At 70.3% G+C, this 20,070-nt stretch carries 26 protein-coding genes and 1 pseudogene; 13 read left to right on the top strand and 14 right to left on the bottom strand.

Annotation, left to right across the window (positions count from 1 at the left end; all coding sequences use genetic code 11):
* Position 1: 1 nt before the first annotated feature.
* Positions 2-1,144 (bottom strand): acyl-CoA dehydrogenase family protein, encoded by a 1,143-nt coding sequence (locus IEZ03_RS33660; RefSeq protein WP_184881443.1) that lies wholly within the window; start codon positions 1,142-1,144, stop codon positions 2-4.
* A 77-nt stretch (positions 1,145-1,221) separates the two neighbouring features.
* On the opposite strand from IEZ03_RS33660, the gene IEZ03_RS33655 reads away from it, so the two are divergent.
* Entirely contained in the window at positions 1,222-1,923 is a 702-nt protein-coding gene (locus IEZ03_RS33655) for a MerR family transcriptional regulator (protein ID WP_184881441.1), read from the top strand.
* A gap of 17 nt (positions 1,924-1,940) precedes the next feature.
* On the opposite strand, the gene IEZ03_RS33650 is transcribed toward IEZ03_RS33655, so the two are convergent.
* From IEZ03_RS33650 to fdxA, 7 genes are all read right to left on the bottom strand, one after another.
* Positions 1,941-3,548 carry a polyamine aminopropyltransferase gene (locus IEZ03_RS33650; protein WP_184881439.1) on the bottom strand — a complete coding sequence of 536 codons (1,608 nt, stop codon included), beginning with the start codon at positions 3,546-3,548 and terminating at the stop codon, positions 1,941-1,943.
* A 45-nt stretch (positions 3,549-3,593) separates the two neighbouring features.
* The gene (locus IEZ03_RS33645) at positions 3,594-4,034 is read right to left on the bottom strand and encodes a DUF350 domain-containing protein (RefSeq protein WP_184881437.1); all 441 of its coding nucleotides are present in this window, start codon (positions 4,032-4,034) and stop codon (positions 3,594-3,596) included.
* A gap of 10 nt (positions 4,035-4,044) precedes the next feature.
* Positions 4,045-4,479, bottom strand: coding sequence for a DUF4247 domain-containing protein (locus IEZ03_RS33640; RefSeq protein ID WP_229808741.1), 435 nt, complete (start codon positions 4,477-4,479; stop codon positions 4,045-4,047).
* A complete protein-coding gene (locus tag IEZ03_RS33635) occupies positions 4,476-4,982 on the bottom strand; it encodes a DUF2617 family protein (RefSeq protein WP_184881436.1) in 507 nt (168 codons plus the stop codon). Before IEZ03_RS33635 ends, IEZ03_RS33640 begins: the two co-directional genes overlap by 4 nt.
* Positions 4,983-4,984: 2 nt before the next feature.
* Positions 4,985-5,602, bottom strand: a complete 618-nt coding sequence (locus tag IEZ03_RS33630) for a DUF4178 domain-containing protein (RefSeq protein ID WP_229808740.1) — start codon at positions 5,600-5,602, stop codon at positions 4,985-4,987.
* Positions 5,603-5,792: 190 nt separating this feature from the next.
* Positions 5,793-6,878: a succinyldiaminopimelate transaminase gene (gene dapC, locus IEZ03_RS33625; protein WP_184881434.1), complete on the bottom strand. Its 1,086-nt coding sequence runs from the start codon at positions 6,876-6,878 to the stop codon at positions 5,793-5,795.
* A gap of 158 nt (positions 6,879-7,036) precedes the next feature.
* A complete protein-coding gene (fdxA, locus tag IEZ03_RS33620) occupies positions 7,037-7,363 on the bottom strand; it encodes a ferredoxin (protein ID WP_184881432.1) in 327 nt (108 codons plus the stop codon).
* 111 nt (positions 7,364-7,474) lie between these two features.
* On the opposite strand from fdxA, the gene IEZ03_RS33615 reads away from it, so the two are divergent.
* Entirely contained in the window at positions 7,475-7,726 is a 252-nt protein-coding gene (locus tag IEZ03_RS33615) for a putative acetyltransferase (RefSeq protein ID WP_184881430.1), read from the top strand.
* A 27-nt stretch (positions 7,727-7,753) separates the two neighbouring features.
* Here IEZ03_RS33615 and IEZ03_RS33610 read toward each other — a convergent pair whose 3' ends face one another.
* From IEZ03_RS33610 to IEZ03_RS33600, 3 genes are all read right to left on the bottom strand, one after another.
* Positions 7,754-8,572: a polysaccharide deacetylase family protein gene (locus IEZ03_RS33610; RefSeq protein WP_184881428.1), complete on the bottom strand. Its 819-nt coding sequence runs from the start codon at positions 8,570-8,572 to the stop codon at positions 7,754-7,756.
* Between the two features lie 200 nt (positions 8,573-8,772).
* Positions 8,773-9,645 (bottom strand): crotonase/enoyl-CoA hydratase family protein, encoded by an 873-nt coding sequence (locus tag IEZ03_RS33605; RefSeq protein WP_184881426.1) that lies wholly within the window; start codon positions 9,643-9,645, stop codon positions 8,773-8,775.
* 58 nt (positions 9,646-9,703) lie between these two features.
* Complete coding sequence (locus IEZ03_RS33600) at positions 9,704-10,063, bottom strand: hypothetical protein (protein WP_229808739.1); 360 nt, start codon at positions 10,061-10,063, stop codon at positions 9,704-9,706.
* Positions 10,064-10,090: 27 nt separating this feature from the next.
* On the opposite strand from IEZ03_RS33600, the gene IEZ03_RS33595 reads away from it, so the two are divergent.
* The 3 genes from IEZ03_RS33595 to IEZ03_RS33585 all read left to right on the top strand — a co-directional run bounded on the left by IEZ03_RS33595 (position 10,091) and on the right by IEZ03_RS33585 (position 12,907).
* The gene (locus IEZ03_RS33595; protein WP_229808738.1) at positions 10,091-10,897 is read left to right on the top strand and encodes a class I SAM-dependent methyltransferase; all 807 of its coding nucleotides are present in this window, start codon (positions 10,091-10,093) and stop codon (positions 10,895-10,897) included.
* A gap of 42 nt (positions 10,898-10,939) precedes the next feature.
* Positions 10,940-11,599 carry a hypothetical protein gene (locus tag IEZ03_RS33590; protein ID WP_184881422.1) on the top strand — a complete coding sequence of 220 codons (660 nt, stop codon included), beginning with the start codon at positions 10,940-10,942 and terminating at the stop codon, positions 11,597-11,599.
* Between the two features lie 219 nt (positions 11,600-11,818).
* On the top strand, positions 11,819-12,907 hold the full coding sequence (locus IEZ03_RS33585; protein WP_189241267.1) for an alpha/beta hydrolase family protein: 1,089 nt from the start codon (positions 11,819-11,821) through the stop codon (positions 12,905-12,907).
* Here the strand turns inward: IEZ03_RS33585 and IEZ03_RS33580 are convergent.
* Positions 12,904-13,842: a zinc-binding dehydrogenase gene (locus IEZ03_RS33580; protein ID WP_184881418.1), complete on the bottom strand. Its 939-nt coding sequence runs from the start codon at positions 13,840-13,842 to the stop codon at positions 12,904-12,906. The genes IEZ03_RS33585 and IEZ03_RS33580 overlap by 4 nt on opposite strands.
* 157 nt (positions 13,843-13,999) lie before the next feature.
* On the opposite strand from IEZ03_RS33580, the gene IEZ03_RS33575 reads away from it, so the two are divergent.
* The 3 genes and pseudogenes from IEZ03_RS33575 to IEZ03_RS33565 all read left to right on the top strand — a co-directional run.
* Positions 14,000-14,590 carry a hypothetical protein gene (locus tag IEZ03_RS33575; protein ID WP_229808737.1) on the top strand — a complete coding sequence of 197 codons (591 nt, stop codon included), beginning with the start codon at positions 14,000-14,002 and terminating at the stop codon, positions 14,588-14,590.
* A 341-nt stretch (positions 14,591-14,931) separates the two neighbouring features.
* The gene (locus tag IEZ03_RS33570) at positions 14,932-15,375 is read left to right on the top strand and encodes a hypothetical protein (RefSeq protein WP_184881414.1); all 444 of its coding nucleotides are present in this window, start codon (positions 14,932-14,934) and stop codon (positions 15,373-15,375) included.
* Between the two features lie 88 nt (positions 15,376-15,463).
* A pseudogene (locus IEZ03_RS33565) lies at positions 15,464-15,568 on the top strand (protein kinase domain-containing protein); the annotation flags it as partial.
* 330 nt (positions 15,569-15,898) lie between these two features.
* Here IEZ03_RS33565 and IEZ03_RS33560 read toward each other — a convergent pair.
* Positions 15,899-16,279, bottom strand: coding sequence for an ATP-binding protein (locus tag IEZ03_RS33560; protein WP_184881412.1), 381 nt, complete (start codon positions 16,277-16,279; stop codon positions 15,899-15,901).
* A 140-nt stretch (positions 16,280-16,419) separates the two neighbouring features.
* Here IEZ03_RS33560 and IEZ03_RS33555 point away from each other — a divergent pair, with 140 nt between their 5' ends.
* The 4 genes from IEZ03_RS33555 (at position 16,420) to IEZ03_RS33540 (ending at position 19,299) form a co-directional block, all read left to right on the top strand.
* Complete coding sequence (locus tag IEZ03_RS33555) at positions 16,420-17,202, top strand: helix-turn-helix domain-containing protein (protein ID WP_184881410.1); 783 nt, start codon at positions 16,420-16,422, stop codon at positions 17,200-17,202.
* Entirely contained in the window at positions 17,190-17,369 is a 180-nt protein-coding gene (locus tag IEZ03_RS33550; RefSeq protein WP_184881408.1) for a DUF397 domain-containing protein, read from the top strand. Before IEZ03_RS33555 ends, IEZ03_RS33550 begins: the two co-directional genes overlap by 13 nt.
* 63 nt (positions 17,370-17,432) lie before the next feature.
* Entirely contained in the window at positions 17,433-17,585 is a 153-nt protein-coding gene (locus tag IEZ03_RS33545) for a DUF397 domain-containing protein (protein ID WP_184881406.1), read from the top strand.
* Between the two features lie 256 nt (positions 17,586-17,841).
* Positions 17,842-19,299 (top strand): hypothetical protein, encoded by a 1,458-nt coding sequence (locus IEZ03_RS33540; RefSeq protein ID WP_189241266.1) that lies wholly within the window; start codon positions 17,842-17,844, stop codon positions 19,297-19,299.
* Position 19,300: 1 nt separating this feature from the next.
* On the opposite strand, the gene IEZ03_RS33535 is transcribed toward IEZ03_RS33540, so the two are convergent.
* Positions 19,301-19,645: an MmcQ/YjbR family DNA-binding protein gene (locus tag IEZ03_RS33535; RefSeq protein WP_184881402.1), complete on the bottom strand. Its 345-nt coding sequence runs from the start codon at positions 19,643-19,645 to the stop codon at positions 19,301-19,303.
* Positions 19,646-19,730: 85 nt separating this feature from the next.
* On the opposite strand from IEZ03_RS33535, the gene IEZ03_RS33530 reads away from it, so the two are divergent.
* Positions 19,731-20,069 (top strand): CU044_2847 family protein, encoded by a 339-nt coding sequence (locus tag IEZ03_RS33530; protein ID WP_184881400.1) that lies wholly within the window; start codon positions 19,731-19,733, stop codon positions 20,067-20,069.
* Position 20,070 lies beyond the last annotated feature (1 nt).

Here is a 20,070-nt window from a genome sequence, read left to right as displayed (position 1 = left end):
GTCAGACGCCGAGGGAGCGGCCGACGATCTCCTTCATGATCTCGGTGGTGCCGCCGAAGATCGTCTGGATGCGGACGTCCTGGTAGGCCTTGGCGATCGGGTACTCGGTCATGTAGCCGTAGCCGCCGTGGAGCTGGACGCAGCGGTCCACGACCCGCTTGAGCAGCTCGGTGTTCCAGTACTTGAGCATCGCCGCCTCTTCGGCGGACAGCTCGCCCTCGCCCTCCTTGACGATGCAGTCGTCGGTGAAGGCGCGGGTGACGGTCAGCTCCGTCTTCATCTCCGCGAGGGTGAAGCGGTTGTGCTGGAACTTGCCGATGGGACGGCCGAATGCCTCGCGGGTCTTGCAGTACTCCAGGGTCTGCTCGAACGCGACCTCCGCGCCGGCCAGGGCCGTCGCGCCGATGGACAGGCGCTCGCGGGCGAGGTTCTGCATCAGGTAGATGAACCCCATGCCCTCCTCGCCGAGGAGGTTCTCCTTGGGGACGCGGACGTTGTCGAAGAACAGCTCGGCGGTGTCCTGCGCGTGCATGCCGACCTTGTCGAGGTTCCGGCCGCGCTCGAAGCCCGCCATGTCGCGCTCGACCATCAGGAGGCTGACGCCCCTGGCCCCGGCCGACGGGTCGGTCTTCGCGACGACGATGACCAGGTCGGCGAGGATGCCGTTGGAGATGAAGGTCTTCGAGCCGTTCAGGACGTAGTCGTCGCCGTCCTTGACCGCGGTGGTCTTGATGCCCTGCAGGTCGGAGCCGGCGGCGGGCTCGGTCATCGCGATCGCGGTGATGAGCTCACCGGAGCAGTAGCCGGGGAACCAGCGGGCCTTCTGCTCGTCGTTGCACAGTTGACGCAGGTAGCCGCCGTTGATGTCGTTGTGGACGGCGAAGCCGGGGCCGTGGACGCTCGCCCGCGCCAGCTCCTCGTTGAAGATCACGTAGTAGCGGTAGTCGGCGTTGCCGCCGCCCCCGTACTCCTCCGGCATGTCGATGCCGAGCAGGCCCGCGCGCCCGGCCGCGAGCCACACCTCGCGCGAGACGATCCCGTCCTTCTCCCACTGCTCGTGGTGGGGGGCGATCTCCTTCTCGATGAAGGACCGCACCATGTCGCGGAACGCCTCGTGCTCGTCGGTGTAGATATCCCGTCCCATCCGGCGGTCTCCCTCGGTAAGTGCTCGCTGATACACGATTAATGTAACACTGGCACTGTCACATACAGGGAGGCGGGATGGAACTGACCGTGGACGAGCTGGCCTCCCGCGCCGGGGTCACCGTCCGGACCGTGCGGTTCTACGCCGGGCGCGGCCTGCTCCCGCCCCCGAAGCTGCGCGGCCGGACCGGCCTGTACGGCCCCGCGCACCTCGCGCGGCTGGAACTCGTCCGCGAACTCCAGTCGCTCGGGCTCACGCTCGCCTCCATCGAGAAGCACCTGCAGAAGATCCCGCTGGACGCGCCCGCCGAGGACCTCGCGCTGCAGCGCGCCCTGCTGTCGCCGTGGGCCCCGGAGCGCCCCGAGGACCTCGACCGGCACGAACTGGACCGGCGCGCCGGGCGGCACCTGGACGACGACCTGCTGAAACGGCTGGAGGCCCTGGGCGTCGTCGAGTTCGTCTCGGACGACGTCATCCGGGTGGTCAGCCCCGCGCTGCTCGGCATCAGCGCCGAGCTGGCCGCGCTGCCGATGCCGCTGGACACGCTGATCGCCTCGCACGAGGCCGTCGACCGGCACACGACCGCGCTGGCCGCCGAGCTGCAGCGGGTCTTCCAGGACACCGTCGTCCGGCCGTACCGGGAGGGCGGCCGGGCCCCCGAGGAGCGGGAGCGGCTCATGGACATGGCCGGGAAGCTGAAGCCCCTGATGATCCAGTCGCTGGTGACGTCGTTCCAGCGGGCGGTCGACAAGACGATCCGGCAATCCGTCCCCGACTGACAGAACGACCGCGGCCGTTAGGCGCCCTTCCACTCCTGCTCTTGGTACTTGACCAAGTGCGGGTGGGCGAGTGTGTTGGTCTCAACGTCGCGGGCCCTGCGGTCCTTGGGGAAGACCGTCGACGCCTGGAGAAGCTGCTCGTCCATGAAGCGGAGGCCGGGGACGCCGGACGCGAGCCTGAGCGCCGGCGGCTTCTCGGTCGGCGCGGCCAGGACGTACCCCCAGTCACCGAAGCTCGGCACGTCCACGTGGTACGGGACGGTCGCCAGCCCCGCGGCGGCGATCGACTTCTCGATGCTCCAGAACGACTTCGGGGCGAAGTACGGCGACCCCGACTGGACGACCATCCGGCCGCCGGGCGCGAGCACCCGCTTCACCATGCCGTAGAACTCGACCGAGTACAGCTTGGCGGTCGCGACGTCGTCGGGGTCGGGCATGTCCACGATGACCGTGTCGAACTGCTCGTTCAGGCCGCGCAGCCAGGTGAACGCGTCCGCCTCGACGGTCCTGGCGCGCGGATCCTCGAACGCGCGGTCGTTGAGGGCCGCGAGCGGCCCGTACTCGCGCGCCAGGCGCAGCATCTCCGGGTCCAGCTCGACCAGCGTCGCGCTCCGGACGCTCTCGTACCGCAGCACCTCGCGCAGCGCCAGACCGTCCCCGCCGCCGAGGACGAGCACCTTGCCGTGCGGCCCCGACATGATCGGATGGACGAGCGACTCGTGGTACCGGTACTCGTCCACGGAGGAGAACTGGAGGTCCCCGTTCAGGAACAGCCGCAGGTCCGGCCGGCCCGACAGCGCGACCTGCCGGGTGATGACGATCTCCTGGTACGGGGTCTGCTTGGACAGCACGATCGGGTCCCGGTAGAGGACCTGCCGGGCCGAGACCTCGAACTCGTCGGCCATGACGTACGTTCCGCCGAGGACGACCAGCACCGCCACCATCGTCGACCAGAGCGCGGCCTGGACACCGCGGCCGACCTCCCGCCGGAACAGCCACAGCACCACCGCGATCCCCGCCACCACGTTGACCGCGCCGACCAGCAGCGCGCCCCTGATGTGCCCGAAGACCGGCAGCAGCAGGAACGGGAACGCCAGCCCGCCGAGCAGCGCGCCCACGTAGTCGGCGGCGAACAGGTCGGCGACCGCGGCGCCCGCCTCCTGCCGCCGTATCCGCTGCAGCAGCGTCATCAGCAGCGGCAGCTCCGCGCCGATCAGCGCCCCGACGAGGAACGCCACCACGATCAGGACGGGGTTGTACAGGCTGAGCCACGCGAACGCCGCGTACAGCGCCAGCACCGACAGCCCGCCGACCAGCGCCAGCAGGGCCTCCACGATCGCGAACGCCGGGACCGGCCAGCGCCGCAGCGGCTTGGCGAGCAGCGAGCCGACGCCCATCGCGAAGACCATGACCGACAGCACGATCGACGCCTGGGTGACCGAGTTGCCCATCAGGTAGCTGCCCAGGGCGACCAGCGCCAGCTCGTACACCAGGCCGCAGGCGGCGCAGGTGAACACGGCCGCCAGCACCAGCGCACGCGCGACCCGCGCCGGGATGCCGAGCGACGCCCGGCCCTCCTCGACGGCCTCGCCCGGCTCCGCCCGCACGGCCGTGTCCTCGGCCATCAGCCGTTGCTCCGCAGCGTCATCGCCCCCTTCGCGCCGGGGCGGTCAGGAGACCGCCCCGGCGACGATCGCGGCGAGCCCCAGGTCGGCGGCGGCGACGACCCAGCCCGCCGGGTGGATCTTCGTTCCCGCGCCGCCCGCGTCCACGAGCGTCCCGCCGAGCTTGCCGGGCGTCGTCACGTCCAGGAGCAGGAACGCGATGACCATCAGCACGATGCCGATGCCGCCGAACACCGCCGTGTCGATGAGGCCGGCGCCCAGGTCGTCGTCGCTGGTGATGATCGCCGTGGTGACGATGATGCCGACGCTGAACAGCTTCACCGCGAGCAGCAGCGCGGCGCCCTTGTTGCCGTCGGTCCAGATCTGCTTGCCCAGCTTGCCGGGCGTCATCAGCTCCACGGCCAGGTAGCCGACCGCCATGAGGGCGATGCCGACCGCGCCGTAGGCGAAGGTCGCGCCGATCTCGTTGAGCATGCCGTCGTTCATCCTTCGCTCCTCATTTGCCCGACCCTGGCCCGCCGCCGCGGAACGACGCCGCGCCGCCGGTGGTCCATCCGTTGCTTCCCGGCCGCAGCCAGACCCCGCCGATGTGCGAGTGGTAGCGGTCGTAGCCGCGCCGGGGGTTGTCGACGGTGATGCGGCTGCCCGCCCCGTCCGGCAGGACGCCGACGACCAGCTTGGGGTACTGCAGGAAGATCCCGCCCGCCGCGCCCCGGGTCGCCATGTCGTCCACCCGGCCGATCGGCTTGAACTTGCGCGATATCTCCGAGGCGACCGCCTGCGGAGCCTTCGGGGACCGGTACGTGTCGTGCCCGGCCCTGGCGTACTTGTCGGCGATCCAGTCCCGGTTCGAGGTGCCGCAGGCCCCGAGGGCCGGGACGACCAGAACCGCGGCGAGCACGCCGCCGAGCATCCTTCTTCTGCTGTTCACGATGGTTTCACCAGCCGGCTCCGCGTCATCACTATCTCCCGGGTCTGCGGGTAGGCGTGCCACGTCCGCCAGCCCAGCCCGATGTCGTCCGGTGCGGGGGTCTCCAGTGCGAGGGCGGTGACGGCGTGGCGTGAGCCGGGGAAGTCCCCGGTCAGCGCGTCACCGCGGTCGGCCAGCCGCGCGCAGACCGCCTCGACGGCGCGGGCGAACGCGGTGCCGTCGCTGTGGGTGGCCGTCGTCGCGGCGAAATCGTAGGTCCAGCCGGGGACGCTGGTGGTCGCGCGCCCCGGCAGCGGTTCGGCGTCGCCGGGCAGGCACGCCACCGTCTCGCTGAGCGGCCCGGCGATGACCTGGTGGGACGCGCCGAGCAGCCGCAGCTCCACGGTCAGGCCGGCCCGTTCCAGGGGCAGCACGGCGAGGGCCTCCAGGCGGGGCAGCCCGAGGGCGAAGGAGAGCGCGTCGGCGCGGGCGTCCGCGTAGGCGGTGTCGAGGGTGGCCCGCAAGATCAGGCACCGCCGCCCGGGTAGATGGTCATCGACCCGGTCGGCACGCGTTCGCCGAGGCCGGCCTCCCAGCGGCCGCCGCCGTACTGCTCGAACGACAGGTACTTGCCGCGCGGGCCCTCGTAGTCGACGTACTCGACGCGTCCCTGGACGCCGAGGCCCGTCGTGCCCTCACTGGTGTAGTCGGCGGTGCCGTGCTCCTCGCGGCGGTACTCCACGCCGTCCACGACGACCGTCCGCGCGCTGGGGGTCAGGTCGCCGATCTCGTGCTCCGTCCACCAGACGACCTCCAGGTCGGGATCCTCCTCGACGGAGATCCACACCTTGGTGCCCTCGATGGTGTCGGCGTCGAGCAGGTGCTCGCTCCAGGTGAAGCCGCCCTCGCGCAGCCGCACCGACCCCCGCACGAAGTAGCGGACGCCGAGGTACTCGACCATGTCCCCCGCCTTCAGCGTCCGCGGGTCCCCCGCGACCTGGTCGCCGGGCGCGAACGGGTCCCGCGGGACCTGGGCGGCCGGCGCCGGGGCCGGTGTCCGGCGGCGCCCGAGCAGGACGACGATCAACACGATCAAGGCGATCAGGATCAGCACGAGCAGGATCACTATCGCCGTTCCGCTCACGGACACCTCCATCTTTCGTCACCGTTCCTGGACGGACCCGCGGATCCTACCGATTGCGAACCGCCGTGCCCATACCGCGTCAGACGTACCAAAGGGACGGCCGGTTTCACACGGAAACAGATCAATCGGCACGAAAACGAATCCGAGCCGGAACAAGCGATGGCCTGGGGCGGAGAGTCCGCAGAGAAGGTCAGAGACGGTCGGCGGCGGCGGCGACGCGCTCGTCGGTGGCGGTGAACGCGATCCGGATGTGCCGCGCGCCGGCCGGGCCGTAGAACTCGCCGGGACCGACGAGGATGCCCAGGGACGCCAGGTGGGCGACGGTCTCCCAGCACGGCTCGTCCCGCGTGGCCCACAGGTACAGCGACGCCTCGGAATGGTCGATGCGGAAGCCGTGCCGCTCGAACGCGGCGCGCAGCGCGGCGCGGCGGCGGGCGTAGCGCGCCCGCTGCTCGTCCACGTGCGCGTCGTCGTCGAACGCGACCGCCATCGCCGCCTGCACCGGGGCGGGGACGATCATCCCGGCGTGCTTGCGGACCTCGAGAAGCCGCTTGACGAGCGCGATGTCGCCCGTGACGAAGCCGGCGCGGTAGCCGGCCATGTTGGAGCGCTTGGAGAGGGAGTTGACGGCGAGCAGCCCCTCGTGGGACCCCTCGCACACGTCCGGGTGCAGGATCGACACCGGCGGACTGGCATCGTCCCAGCCGAACTCCAGGTAGCACTCGTCGCTGACGACGACCGCGCCGCGGCCGCGCGCCCACGCGACGACCTTGCGCAGGTGCTCGGCGGGCAGCACCTTCCCCGTCGGGTTCGACGGCGAGTTCACCCAGACGATCTTCGGCCGGACCGGGCCGAGGGAGAGCAGGCCGTCCGACGCGACGGGCGTCGCCCCGGCCAGCCGGGCGCCCACGTCATAGGTCGGGTAGGCCAGCTCGGGGAAGACGACCCGGTCGCCGGGGCCCGCGCCGAGCAGCGTCGGCAGCCAGGCCACCAGTTCCTTGGTGCCGATGACGGGGAGCACCGCGTCCGGGTCGGCGCCCGACACGCCGGCGCGGCGGCGCAGCCACCCGGCCGCCGCCTCGCGCAGCCGCGGCGTCCCGTAGGTCTGCGGGTACCCGGGCGCGTCGGCGGCGCCGGCCAGCGCCGCCCGGATCGGCTCGGGGGTGGGGTCCACGGGCGTCCCGACCGACAGGTCGGCGATGCCGCCGGGGTGGGCGAGGGCCCGCTCCTTGTACGGCGCGAGCCGATCCCACGGAAAGTCCGGCAGCGTGAACACGTTCCACCCCCTAATACCTGGAAAACCACGGGTCACTCCAGAACCCGCGAGGCCGTGGCCCTCCACCGGAAGTGGAGGCCACGGCCCGGAAATCGACGCAGGCGCCCCTGGGAAGCGCGCCCCTGGGGGCGCTCTCCCGGCGCCAGGCCGGCCTCCCGTCAGTCGTCGTGCTCCTGCGGGGGCAGCGCGGCGACGATCGGGTGATCCTTGTCGATCTTCCCGACCTTGGACGCCCCGCCCGGCGACCCGAGGTCGTCGAAGAACTCCACGTTGGCCTTGTAGAAGTCCTTCCACTGGTCAGGCGTGTCGTCCTCGTAATAGATCGCCTCAACCGGGCAAACAGGCTCGCACGCACCACAGTCGACGCACTCATCCGGGTGGATGTAGAGCATGCGCTTGCCCTCGTAGATGCAGTCGACCGGGCACTCCTCGATGCATGCCTTGTCGAGCAGGTCCACGCAGGGCTGCGCGATGACGTAGGTCACGTCAGTGACTCCTCTCGGGTTTCCGGCCCCGCCGCACGGCACGGCTCACCGCAAGCTCGCTGTGAATAGTATGGCCACCACGGCGCCGTCGATTCGACACGGGGGTCCTCCATGTCAGGCCGCTTCGTCGCGCGCTTGGTGGTGTCCATCAGCAGCGCGGACGTGGGGCAGCGGATCTCGCTGCGCCGCCGTCTGCCAACGGGAGAGTACAGCGACGTCATCGGCGTTCTCGAATCCTGGTCCGGGGATACGCTCACCGTGCGCCGCCGCGATGGTGAACTGGTCGAGATTCCGGAGAACACCATGGTCGCGGCCAAGGTCGTCCCGCGGAACCCCCCGCCGCGCCGCAGACCGCGCACCTGAGCCCCGCGCCCCCGGGAACGCCGCAAGTCAGCGGGCCGGCGGGCCGGCCGGTGAGCCGGACGGCGGCGGGTCCGCCGCGACCTGCGCGGCCTCCTCGATGCGTCCGGTATAGGTCTCTCCCGGCGTGAGCTTCTCGCCCTGGAACATCTCCGTCACCGTGACGAGGGTGAACCCTCGCTCCTTCAGGCCCTCGATCACCTTCGGGATGGAGTCGACGGTCGGCTTGTGGATGTCGTGGTACAGGACGATGTCACCGTGGACCGGCTCCTGGATGCCCACCTCGGTGTTGCGGACGAGGCTGCGGTGCCGCCAGTCCATGGTGTCCACGCTCCACAGGATCTGGGGCATCCCTACGGCGCGCGCGACCTTCTCGTCCGTCGCCCCGTACGGGGGCCGCATGAGGGCGGGCTCGACGCCCGTCACGTCCTTGACGGCCTCCTGCGTCCGCTCGATCTGCGACCGGACGCCCGCCGCCGACAACCCGGTGAGGTCCCGGTGCGACCAGGTGTGGTTGGCGACCTCGTGGCCCTCCAGCACCATGCGCCGCACGAGGTCCGGATGCTCCCGGACCATCTGGCCCAGCATGAAGAACGTGGCGCGGACACCGGCCGCCTTGAGCGTGTCGAGCAGCCGGCCGGTGTGCTCCCCGGGCCCGTCGTCGAACGTCAGGGAAACGCACTTCACCTGGTCGCAGTCGATGTCCCGGGGCGGCGGCGGGCTCGGCGAGGGAGGCCGCATCTCCTGCCCTGTCTCCTGCCGCGGCTCCCCGGCCGCGGCGGCCTGCCCTCCGGCCGCCCGCGCCTGCGTCTCGTTGCCGCCCGCGCACCCGGTGGCGGCCAGCAACATCCCGCCAAGAATAAGAACATGCCAATATCGCACCACGAGCCCCCGAACGTGTTGCCTCGGGCGGGTTAATACCCCCGTCACGCGGACCACACAGGGAGTAACGGTGCGTAATGTGAAGATCATCCTTGACCGGATGATCACTCATGACCATCATGCAGGACCGCCCTACCCCGGAGACGCACCGGGGTAGGGCGGAGAGCTCACCGGACGGGCCAGTCGGGGACCTCGGGCGGGAGGTCCTTGCTGACGCGCATCGGGAACGCCGCGTCGCGCTTCTCCAGGAAGGACGAGACGCCCTCGATCGCGTCGGCGCCGCCGCCGAGCGCGGCCATGAGGCGCGAGTCGGCGGCGTGCGCGTCCCACGGGGACGGGGACGACAGGCCCGACCACATGAGGCGGCGGATGGTCGCGACGGAGACCGCGGAGGTGTTGTCGGCGATCTCCCGGGCCAGCGCGTAGGCGGCGGGGAGCAGCTCGTCCGGCGGGAGGACGCGCGACACGAGCCGGCCCTCAAGCGCCTCCCGCGCGTCGAAGACGCGGCCGGTCGCGGCCCACTCCATGGCCTGGGCGATGCCGACGAGCCGGGGCAGGAACCAGCTGGACGCCGCCTCGGTGACGATGCCGCGCCGCGCGAACACGAACCCGAACCTGGCCTTCTCACTGGCGAGCCGCACGTCCATCGGGAGCGTCATCGTGACGCCGACGCCGACCGCCGCGCCGTTGAACGCGCCGATGACCGGCTTGAGGCAGCGGGCGACGCGGAGCGCGACCATGCCGCCGCCGTCGCGCGGGGTGCCGTCGTCCAGCCTGTCGATCTCGCCGGGCAGCACCGCCTCGGCCTTGTCCTTGTCGAAGGTGTCGCCGCCGCCGCTCAGGTCGGCGCCCGCGCAGAACGCGCGTCCCGCGCCGGTCACCACCACCGCGCGGACGTCGTCGTCGGCGTCGATCCGGTCGAAGGCGTCGATCATCTCGTCGCGCATGGTGAACGTGAACGCGTTCATCTTGTGCGGCCGGTTCAGCGTGACCGTCGCGATCCCGTCCCGAACCTCGTACTCGATCTCTGTGTACGGCACCTGCGATCCCTTCTGCGGCCTGCTGGACAGAATCCGATTCTAGGAACAGGTGCGCCGGTCAGGTGCGGGCCTCCGGGAACAGGCGCAGCAGCACGTCCCGGTGCCAGCCGTCGGCGTCGTCGCCCGGCGGCGGCCCCGGAGCCAGAGCGCCGTCATCCGCGGGTGTGAGACTGATCTCAACATCCGCGCCCAGCGTGATGCGCGCGGGGACCTGGCCGGACGCCGCCAGCCGCCGCGCCAGGGCGGCGAGGACGCGCGCCCAGCCTTGGCCCAGGTAGGGCGGAAGCCCGGCCACGCGGAGCTCCGGGAGATTCCCGGCGGACAGCCCCGACGTGCGCAGCGTGAGGCCGTCCGGCCCCTCGGAGCCGATGATCCGCACCTCGGACGTGACGTCCGCCATCCCAAACGCCGCCTCCACCTCGGGTTTGTCCGATAAATTATGACAGTGAATTGGGCCGTGACGACGTACGACTCCGCTTTCGGGTACGTCTCCGCGCACGGCGCACCCCTGGTCGACCTGCTCGATCCGCAGCCCGGTGAACGGGTCATCGATCTCGGGTGCGGGACGGGGACGTTCAGCGCGGAGATCGCAGAGCGGGGCGCCGAGGTGCTGGGCATCGACGGCAGCCCCGAGATGGTCGCCCAGGCGGCCGCCGCGTACCCAGGGCTCTCGTTCATCGTCGGCGACGCCCACGACTTCACCGTCGGGGAGTCGTTCGACGCGGTGGCCTCGAACGCGGCGCTGCACTGGATGAACCGCGACCCCGACGCCGTGATCGGGCGCGTGTACGCGGCGCTGCGCCCCGGCGGGCGGTTCGTCGGCGAGCTGGGCGGCGCGGGCAACTGCGCCGAGCTGATCGTGGCGATGCAGACCGCGTGGCGCGTGTTCGGCCTCGGCGAGCCCGAGCTGCCCTGGTACTTCCCAACGCCCGCCGAGTACGCGGCGCGGCTGGAGGAGGCCGGGTTCACGCTGCGGCTGCTGGAGCACGCCGACCGCCCCACCCGGATGACCGAGGGGCCCAACGGAGCCGCCGACTGGGTCCGCGCCTACGCGGCCCGCGCCCTCGCCGACGTCCCGCCGGAGATCGTCGATCCGCTGCTCAAGCGGGTCAACGACCTGGCGGCGCCGGCGCTGCGCCGCGAGTCCGGCTGGGTCGCCGACTACGTGCGGCTGCGGTTCGCGGCGGTCCGCAAGGCCGACAGCGCCACCCCGCTTCCCTTCGGGCCGTTCGCCGCCGACCCCCAGCTGTGACCCGCCGCTCTGGGACGGGGCGCCCCGTCCTAGGGTTGAGGCATGCTCCGGCTGTACGACCATCGCACCGGGCGGGCCGAGCCGCTGCCCGACGGCCCCGGCCTCCGCGTCCAGATCCTGGACGGCGGGGGGCGGCGCGTGCTGGTCGTCGCCGACCTGCTCCGCCGCGTCGCGCAGCGCGCCGGGAAGCGCGTCAGGGTCGCGACCACCTCGGCCCTTCCCGGTGACTGCTCGGACTACAACGTCGCGCCGTTCGAGGTGCTCGACGCGCCGCTGCCGAACGCCGACGTCCACATCTCCGGCGGCTCCGGCGCGGATGGGCTCACGCTGACCGTGCCGCCCGAGACCGGGGAATGGGCGTCGGCGGACCCGCTGGCCGTGCGCCTGGCGATGCTGGAAGTCCCGTACCGGGAGCCGCTGCACCTGTCCGGGGAGACCGTGGCGCGGGCCGCCGACCGGCTGGACCGGTGGCGCTCCGCCGTCGCGGAGTGGGCGAACGCCCCGGGCCGCCCGATGAGCCGCGAGCACGCCGCGGAGGCGGAGGCCGCGCTGGCCGACGACCTCGGCAGCCCCGGCGCCCTCGCCGTCCTGGACCGGCTCGCCTACGACGCGGACGTACCGCCGGGCGCGAAGCTGGAGACGTTCATCCACCTCGACATGCTGCTGGCGGTCGGGCTCGTCGCCGCGATCGGCAGCGCCTGACCGGCCGGCCCGGCGCCGCGCCGATGGCACCTTTCCGGCAGATTAACCGCACGGATCTACATATTGCGCGGTGACCCGCGCGTTGGCGACCCTCGCCCGGGAGGGTTAACTTCTCATGCCGTGCCGACATCCGCAGCAGAGTCCGCCCCAGAGTCGCCGACCCCTGCCGTCCCCGCGCGGCCGACGCCCGGGCGGCCGCGCCGCCGTGTCCGCGCGCTGATGGCGACGGCCACCGCGGTCACCGTGCTGCTGTTCGCGGCCGTCGGCGGAATCGGCTGGTACTTCGCGGGCGTCGCCATCGAGGTCGACCGCACGGCCGAGTACCCGCTGGTCGTCATGGACGCCGGGAACGACACCGTCACCCTGCCCCGGACGGCGACCACCGAGCGCGCGGGATCCTGGGCGCTGGTCTGGGCGGGCGGGCGCGCCCTGCTCGGACCCGTCGTCGGCGGGGACGAGCGGCGGGTCGTGCGGGAGGTCGCGTCCGTCGTCGAGGGCACCCTGGCGAAGGGCGCCGCCGCGGCCATCGACCACTGGATGTACGACGGCGACCCCGGGAAGGCGCTCGGGCTGCCGTTTCAGGACGTGACGTATCCGTCCAGGATCGGCCCCATGCCCGCGTGGCTGCTGCCGGGGAAGACGCCCAAGAGCACGTGGGTCATCGGCGTCCATGGACGGAACTCGGACAAGGCGGAGACGTTCCGGGTCATGCGCACCGTCCATGAGGCGGGCCTGCCGATGATGTCCATCGCTTACCGGAACGATGTGGGGGCGCCCTCGTCCAGCGACGGCAAGAACCATCTCGGCAACACCGAATGGGAGGACGTCGTCTCCGCCATGGGATACGCACGCGCGCATGGGGCGACGGGCGTCATCCTGTACGGCTGGTCCATGGGCGGGGCCATGGCGATGACGACCTTGCGTAGGGATCCATCGTTCGTGCGTGGGGTCGTGCTCGACTCCCCTGTGCTCGACTGGAGCGCCACCCTGGACAAGCAGGGCGACGCCCGCAACCTGCCCGGCTTCATCACCGGTGTGGCGAAACGCGTCCTGGAATGGCGCATCGGCATCGACCTGACCGACTTCGACCACCGCCGGTACGCGCCGCAGCTGCGGACACCCGTCCTGCTGTTCACCGCCGCCGACGACGCGACCGTCGCCAACGGCCCCGCCCACACCTTCGCCGCGACGGCCCCGCCCGGCATGGTCACCCACATCACCACGCCGGGCGACCACACCGAGTCGTGGAACGTCAATCCCGTCGTCTACGAACGCGCGCTCGGCGCGTTCCTGGAAAAGGTGCGCTAGGCGGGCCGGACCTCCAGGAGCGTCTTCCCGACGGTCTCCCGCGCCTCGATCGCCGCGTGCGCGTCGGCCGCGCGTTCGAGGGGGAACCGCTGCCCGATCACCGGCTTCAGATTCCCCGTGAGCGCCGTGCGCGTGAACTCCCGCAGCTGCTCCGGCGTCGCGGTCGCCCGGACGAGTTTGACCCCGCGCTTCGCCGCCTCGTCCTCCGGGATGTCCGCCCACTCGCCGCTCGCCAGGCCGAAACTGACCATGCGCCCGCCGTCGCCGAGGAGCGTGAAGGCTTCGCGCGCAACGTCACCGCCGACGCCGTCGAGGACGACGTCCACCCCGTCGACCTTGTTCGCCCAGCCCGGTTCGCGATAGTCGACGGCCTCGTCCGCGCCCTGCCGCAACGCCACCTCCACCTTGCGGGCGCCCCCGGCCGCCGCCACGACCGTCGCCCCGGCCGCCTTCGCCAGCTGGACGAGCAGCGTCCCGACCCCGCCCGCCGCCGCCTCCACGAGAACCCGCTCGCCCGGCCTCGGCTCCACGGCCTGGAGCATCATCACCGCGGTGCGCCCGTCCGCAAGCAACGCCACGGCCTCGTCGAGCGGCAGGTGGTCGGGGACGTCCAGCATGCCCGCGGCGTCCACCGCGACCAGCTCCGCGTACGCACCGGAGCCGCCGGTGCCGCTCACGACCCGGCGCCCGACCAGCCCCGCGTCGGCACCCGGCCCGACCGCCTTCACCACTCCCCCGACCCCGTTGCCGAGGATGACCGGCGGCTCCTTCATCGGGAACGGCGACGCCCCCGCCCGCATCTGCGTCTCCACGAAAGTGATGTTGACGAACTCGACCCCGATCAGCGCCTCCCCCTCCCCCGGCACCGGATCAGGCGCGTCCCCCGGCACGAGCTTCTCCGGCCCGCCGAACTCCCTCAACCACACCGCACGCATGCGAACCCCTCCGATCACGTCGCTCACCCGAAGCCTGCAACCTCAGGCATGGTCGAGGTCAAATCGGTTCGCAACGAATCTCTTTTCTCGCCACACGCACCTCTGTAAGCTTTCGCGCGTATCTCGCCCCGTTGTCGGCTGCCGCTCAGGGATGGCGATGCGCGCCCGGTTGGTACGTTCCTCCCCGCAGAGCTTGACTCGCGCCGCCGCTCTGCCCATCCTTCTCGCGGTCTGCGCGGTCGCCGGATGCGGTTCGTCGGACCCGGCGTCCAGCGGCGAACTGGCCCCCAACGGCGCCTTCGAGAGCGGCGCGGCCCCGTCCCGGGCCGCCGCCGCGCCGTCCGCGATCCCCACGGCGCAACTCTTCAAGACGGTCCTGGACCGCTACCGCGAATACCAGGCCGCCTACAAGAAGGCGTACGAGAAGAACGACCCGTCCGAACTCAACACCGTCGCCATGGACCCCCTCCTCAGCCAGGTCAGCGAGGACGTAGAGGCCACCAAGGCGAAGGGCGAGATCTGGCGCTTCACCAACACGTTCAACCCGCGCGTTTACGCCCGCTCGAAGGACAGCTCCAAGGTCTACGTCATCGACTGCGTACGCACCCTCGCCGCCTACCGCTACTCCGCCGAGACAGGTAAGCGCCTCGGCGGCGTGCCGGACGGCGCGTACGTCTACCGGGCCACCGTCCAGTACGACTCTGGCACCTGGAAGGTTGCCGCCAATGTCCGGGACAGCTCATGCTGACGGCCCATAGGGAAGGACACTCGATGTCTTCCACCAATCCCCGCAGGCGCCGTACGGGTACCGCCGCTCTCATGGCAGCGGTTCTTGCCGCGCCTCTGTTCGTCCCGGTCCCTGCCCACGCAGCCCCTTGCTCGCAACTGGACAAGAAGCGGGGCAATTGCAACCTGGACATCCGTGTGCCCGGAGCCGGCGGAGGTGGAGGCGGCACAGGAGGCCGTGGAGGCAGCGGCCCGGTCCTGCCTCCTCCGCCGGAGGGCCTTACTCCCGACCAGGCGAACGACGTCGCGCCGGTACCCGGAGGGCCCGCCCCGCAACCCGCCGCTCCCGCCACGGCCGACCTGGTGGCCGCCGCACAGGCGTCGACCGAGTACCCGACGCCCACGGTGCACACGGCCCCGGATGGGAAGACCTACGTGCGCGTGCGGACGTCGCTATGGATCGAGGGCTTCGACAACGTTCAGACACAGCCGATCACGGTCGGCGCTCAGACGGTCCAACTCGTGGCGACCCCTAAGTCCGTGACGTGGAACCTGGGCGAGAAGACGATCGTCTGTGACGACGCCGGAAGCAAGGACGGCAAGACCTGCAACTACGCCTACCAGCGGTCGTCCGCGTCACGGTCGGGCGGCGCCTACCAAATCACCGCGACGATTACGTGGGACGTCAGATGGACGTGTGAGGGCGCCGACTGCGATGAGGCTGGAGGCAGCCTCGGCGTCAACTCGATCCCGTCGGCGCCCACCCCGCTCGTCGTGAGCGAGATCCAGACCAACACCGGCCAGTGACGGCACGCGAACACCGGCTCCCGGGGTTCACCGAGCTGGCGGAGTTAGGGAGCGGCGCCCAGGGCGAGGGAAGGGCTCTCTCCTCGGGCTCGCAGCCGCACACGCGGTCGGAGTCGTCCACCGCGACTACAAACCGGCGAACGTCCTCGTCCAGGACGACGGGCAGAGCAAACTCATCGACTTCGGAGTCGCGTGACGACCGCCTGCGACCCCGAACCTCATCGGCACGGCACTCCTTGGCGGATGTGCCCACGGACTGAGATGACGGCTGCCGAAGCCTGCTCTGGTCCCGCGTGCTCCCTCGGCGGTCATGCCCACTTGACGCCGTGGTGTGCCCGGACTCGGACCCTTCGTGCTGCGCGGTCGTCCAGGGACGGCGGTTCGCCGTTCAGCGCCGCTTCAAGTACTTCCGGCGACGATGCCCAGATGAGGAGGGGACCCATGGCTCGCCACGTGTCTCGGTCACTGGATATCGCCCAGTCGGGATATCGCTGCCGCAACTCGGCGAGCAGATCGGTTTCGTTCACGCGGGGCAATCTGGGAGCAGGGCCCACACTGCTTTGCCGCCGCCTCCGAGTGGCTGGGCGCCCCACTCCTTGACCAGCGCGCCCATCATCGCCAGCCCGCGTCCGCCCTCGCTCAGCAGGTCCGCCGACTCCGCGACGGGCAGCACGTCGCAGGAGTCGAAGACCTCGATGACCGTCCCCTTGTCGGCCTGGACGATGCGAACGGTCGCGGCAGTGCTCGCGGTGTGCCGCAGGACGTTCGTCACGAGTTCCGACACCACGACCTTCGCGACATAAGCGTCCTGCCCAAGCCGCGCGAGCACCTCCCCCACCCAGTCCCTAACCACCTTGATCGACTCGGCGTGAACCGGGACGACGATCTCCGCGGGGCCTTCCATGAACGATCACCTCCGAACTTTCGTGACTCCCCGCACAGAATACACTCCAAGGCGCAATGTGACCATGCAAGCAGCGAGACGCACACCGAGGGCTTAAGACCACTTAAGAACAGTCCAGAACTGCTGGAGGTCCCCCCGCCATGGCCAAGCGCAAGCCGTCCCCGGCACTCAAGGCTTTCGGCGCCGAGGTCCGGCGTCTACGAGAAGACGTGGGCATCACCCGAACGGAACTCGCGAACCGGGTGGCGGTCACGCCCTCGTACATCTCTCAGACCGAGAGCGGCAACACCCGCTGCCGCAAGGACTTCGCCCAGCGCCTGGACCAGGCCTTAGATATGGGCGACCAGCTCACGCAGGCATGGACGAAGCATCTCCGCTCAGCGAGCTACCCCAAGTTCTTCGCCGACTACACGGAAGCCGAAGCATCGGCCGAACTGCTGCGCGCCTATGAGGCGACCTTCGTGGTCGGCCTCCTGCAGACGATGGAGTACGCCCGCGTCCTACTTCCATCCGAGCCCGATCTCGATGGGCGTCTACACCGGCAACAGATCCTCACCCGCGACGCACCACCTCGGCTCGTCGTCGTCATGGATGAGACCGTGCTCATGCGAGAGGTCGGCAATCGAGAGGTGATGCGGGAGCAGTGTGCGCACGTGCTGAGAATGTCGGAACAGGAGAACATCACGATACAAATAGCCCCGATCGCCTACCACCGCGGCGTCTCCGGGTCGTTTAACATCGCCACGCAGCCCACACGGGAGGAACTCGTCTACCTGGAGACTTCACCCGGAGGTGTCACATCTGACGATCCAGGAGATATCTTGCACGTGATCGGAGCGTTCGCCGAGTTGCAGGCAAATGCCATGAGTGTCGGCGACTCTCGCGACTTCATAGGAAAGGCGATGGACCGATGGACGATGTGACCTGGCGTAAATCACGGCGAAGCAACGACCAGGGCGGAGCCTGTGTGGAACTTGCCGCTCTCTCGGAGGGTGTGGGCGTCCGGGACTCCCGGGACCCGGACGGACCGAAGCTCCACCTCGCCCCGGCCGCGTTCCGGGCATTTCTGACCGATCTCAAGCAGCGCTGACCGGCACTCTCGACTGCGTCGGATGGTCAGTGACGCCCGCAGGTTCGCGGAAGGCGATGAGTGATGGACGGTGTGACCTGGCGTACGTCGCGCCACAGCGACAATCTTGGTGGCAACTGCGTGGAGTTGGCATCGCTCGCGGAGGGGGTTGGCGTGCGGGACTCGAAAGACCCGGACGGGGTCGGCCGGGCACTGCGGCGCACTTTGGCGCTTTGACCGCACGTCGGTCGGTCCGGGTCGAGAGTGCACATCGCCTGAACGCCCCGGGCCGGGGTGGCCGTTCCCTCGGAGGAAGCAGGCGGGGTCCTCACGGGGGAGGCCGCCGATGAGGGAGGGGTTGACGGCGGAGGGGGTGATCGGGCCGCTGGTAGGATCGCGGGTCGTGGGTAGGCGGTTGGAGTGACGCGCCCACTGCCCCTGGACCGGTGTGATGCGCCGCTGGTCGCTGTTCGTCCACAGTTAGGGTTCGGTGTTGCTTTCCCCCCTGGTCGGCCGGCTTTCGTGGGTCGGGGCCGTGCTGCGGCGGCACTGGGTGTTCGCGGGGGTGCTGGTCGCCGGGGTCGTGCTCCGGGTCGGGGCGGTGCTCGGGTTCCGGGGGACGTTGTGGTTCAACGACAGCTATGACTTCCTCGCGATCGCTAATGATCCGTTTCCGCATCCGCTGAGGCCGTCCGGTTACGGACTGTTTCTGTGGATGCTGAAGCCGTTTCACAGTGTTGCGCTGGTCACGGCGTTGCATCATGTGGCGGTCGTCGGGGTGGCGGTCGTCGGTTATCGGATGCTCGTCCGTGACTTCGACGTGCGGCGAGGGTGGGCGGCGCTGGCGGTCGTGCCGCTGTTGCTGGACTCGTTCCAGATCGAGCTTGAGCATCTGCTGTTGTCCGACACCTTGTTCACCGTTCTGTTGTTCGGGGCCATGCTCTTGGTGGCGAAGCCCGGTGCCACCGGGTGGCGGCGGGCGGCGATGGTGGGGTTGCTGCTCGGGCTCGCGGCCGTCACTCGGACGGTTGGGGCGCCGCTGTTCCTGATCGTCCTGCTGTATCTGCTGGTGCGGCGGACGCGGTGGCCGGTGTACTTGGCGCTCTCCCTGGCGTTCCTCCTGCCCGTCGGGGCTTACGCGACGTGGTACCAGCAGGAGCACGGGCGGTTCGCCATGAGCGGCACGGACGGTGTGTTCCTGTGGGGGCGCACGGCGGCGTTCGCGGATTGTGAGGCGTTCACGCCGCCGCCGGACATCGCGCGGCTCTGCCCGCACGGGCGGAAGGGCGAGCGGCTCGCGTCGTCCCACCAGATCTGGCACGAGGACTCGCCGCTCGGGTGGACCAACGGTGAGGCGTTCGACGAGCAGACAAACCGGGACGCGCAGCGGTTCGCGTTGTGGGCCATCCGGAACCAGCCGGGCGATTATCTGCAGGTCGTGGCATACGACTTCTTCGTCCGGACGTTCTCCTGGAACCGGAGCCAGTACCCGACGATCGGCACCGAGGCCAGGTATCACTTCCCGACGAAACCCACGGCGCGGAACCCCGATCTGCCCGTGCTGGGGGCCGGTGACCGGCGCTCTGTGGTGGACGAGTACGTGCACGGCCCCGCGCCCCTGCACATCGTGGAGCCGTACGCGGAGTACATGCGCACCTACCAGGAGCGCGTGCGCGTGCCCGGCACGGTGCTCGGGATCGTGCTCCTCGTGGGCGCGGCGGGGATCGTGTGGAGGCGTGCGCGGGCGCGGACCGCGCTGTTCTGGATGTCCGCTGTGACGCTGCTGGCCATTCCGCCGGTCACGGTGGACTTCGACTACCGCTACATCCTGCCCGCCATGCCGTTGGCCTGTTTCGCGGCGGCGATGGCGTGGGGGCGCCGCGTCCCAGGGGAAGCCGCGCCGAAGAAGAAGGTGGCGGACGAGCGGGAGCCGGAGCCCGCCCGCGCGTGAATCAGGGCGTGCCCAAGCGGGCGGTCGCTACCTTTTTCGGGACGACCATCCGCCACGCGTCCATCACCAGTTCCCGCATTTCGGGCTCGTCGAGGGCGGCCGTCCAGGCGTGCACCCAGTTGAAGCGCATGTCGGATTCGCGCGGCAAGTGGAACTTCTCGGGCTCGGACTCGATCAGCGCTGCACGTTCCTCTTTGGGGAATGCGAAGCCCATCACGGTCTCGTCCCGGGAGAACGCGACGTAGACGATAGAGCCGACGCGGAACTTCACCTGGTCCCTGATGAGGTGCTCGGACGTACGCGGCAGCGTCCGCGTGAGCGATCGGACCTGCTCGACCGTGATCACCATGTCCTCCTGTGGTCGCGTATCTCCCAGTCAACATCCCGAATGACGTGATCTTGATAGGTTTTTCTACGCGAAGGGGGCGGTGTTGAACGAGCTGGTGCGCTGGGAGACCGAGCACGGGACCGTGATCGTGGAGACCGACGACCGGGAACCGGGGTTCCAGTCGGTGTCCCGTACGGGCGAGATGATCCATGACGCGGCGGGCAGGTTCGAGGACGCGTTCCAGAACGTCCGGGACGCGGCGGAGGCGGCGCTCGCGTCGCTGCGCGGCGGGAAGCTAAACCCGGACGCGGTCGAGCTGGAGTTCGGCGTCAAGCTCAACGCGGCGGCCGGGGCCGTCATCGCCAAGACCTCCGTCGAGGGGCACCTCAAGGTCAAGATGACCTGGGGACGTCCCCTGCCCCAGGAGCCGGAGGGAGCGTAGC

Origin of the sequence: Actinomadura livida (assembly GCF_014648675.1) — a bacterium.
Taxonomy (GTDB): Bacteria; Actinomycetota; Actinomycetes; order Streptosporangiales; family Streptosporangiaceae; genus Spirillospora; species Spirillospora livida.
The sequence above is the reverse complement of the archived record's forward strand: the minus strand, read 5'-3'. Positions and strand labels throughout refer to the sequence as shown.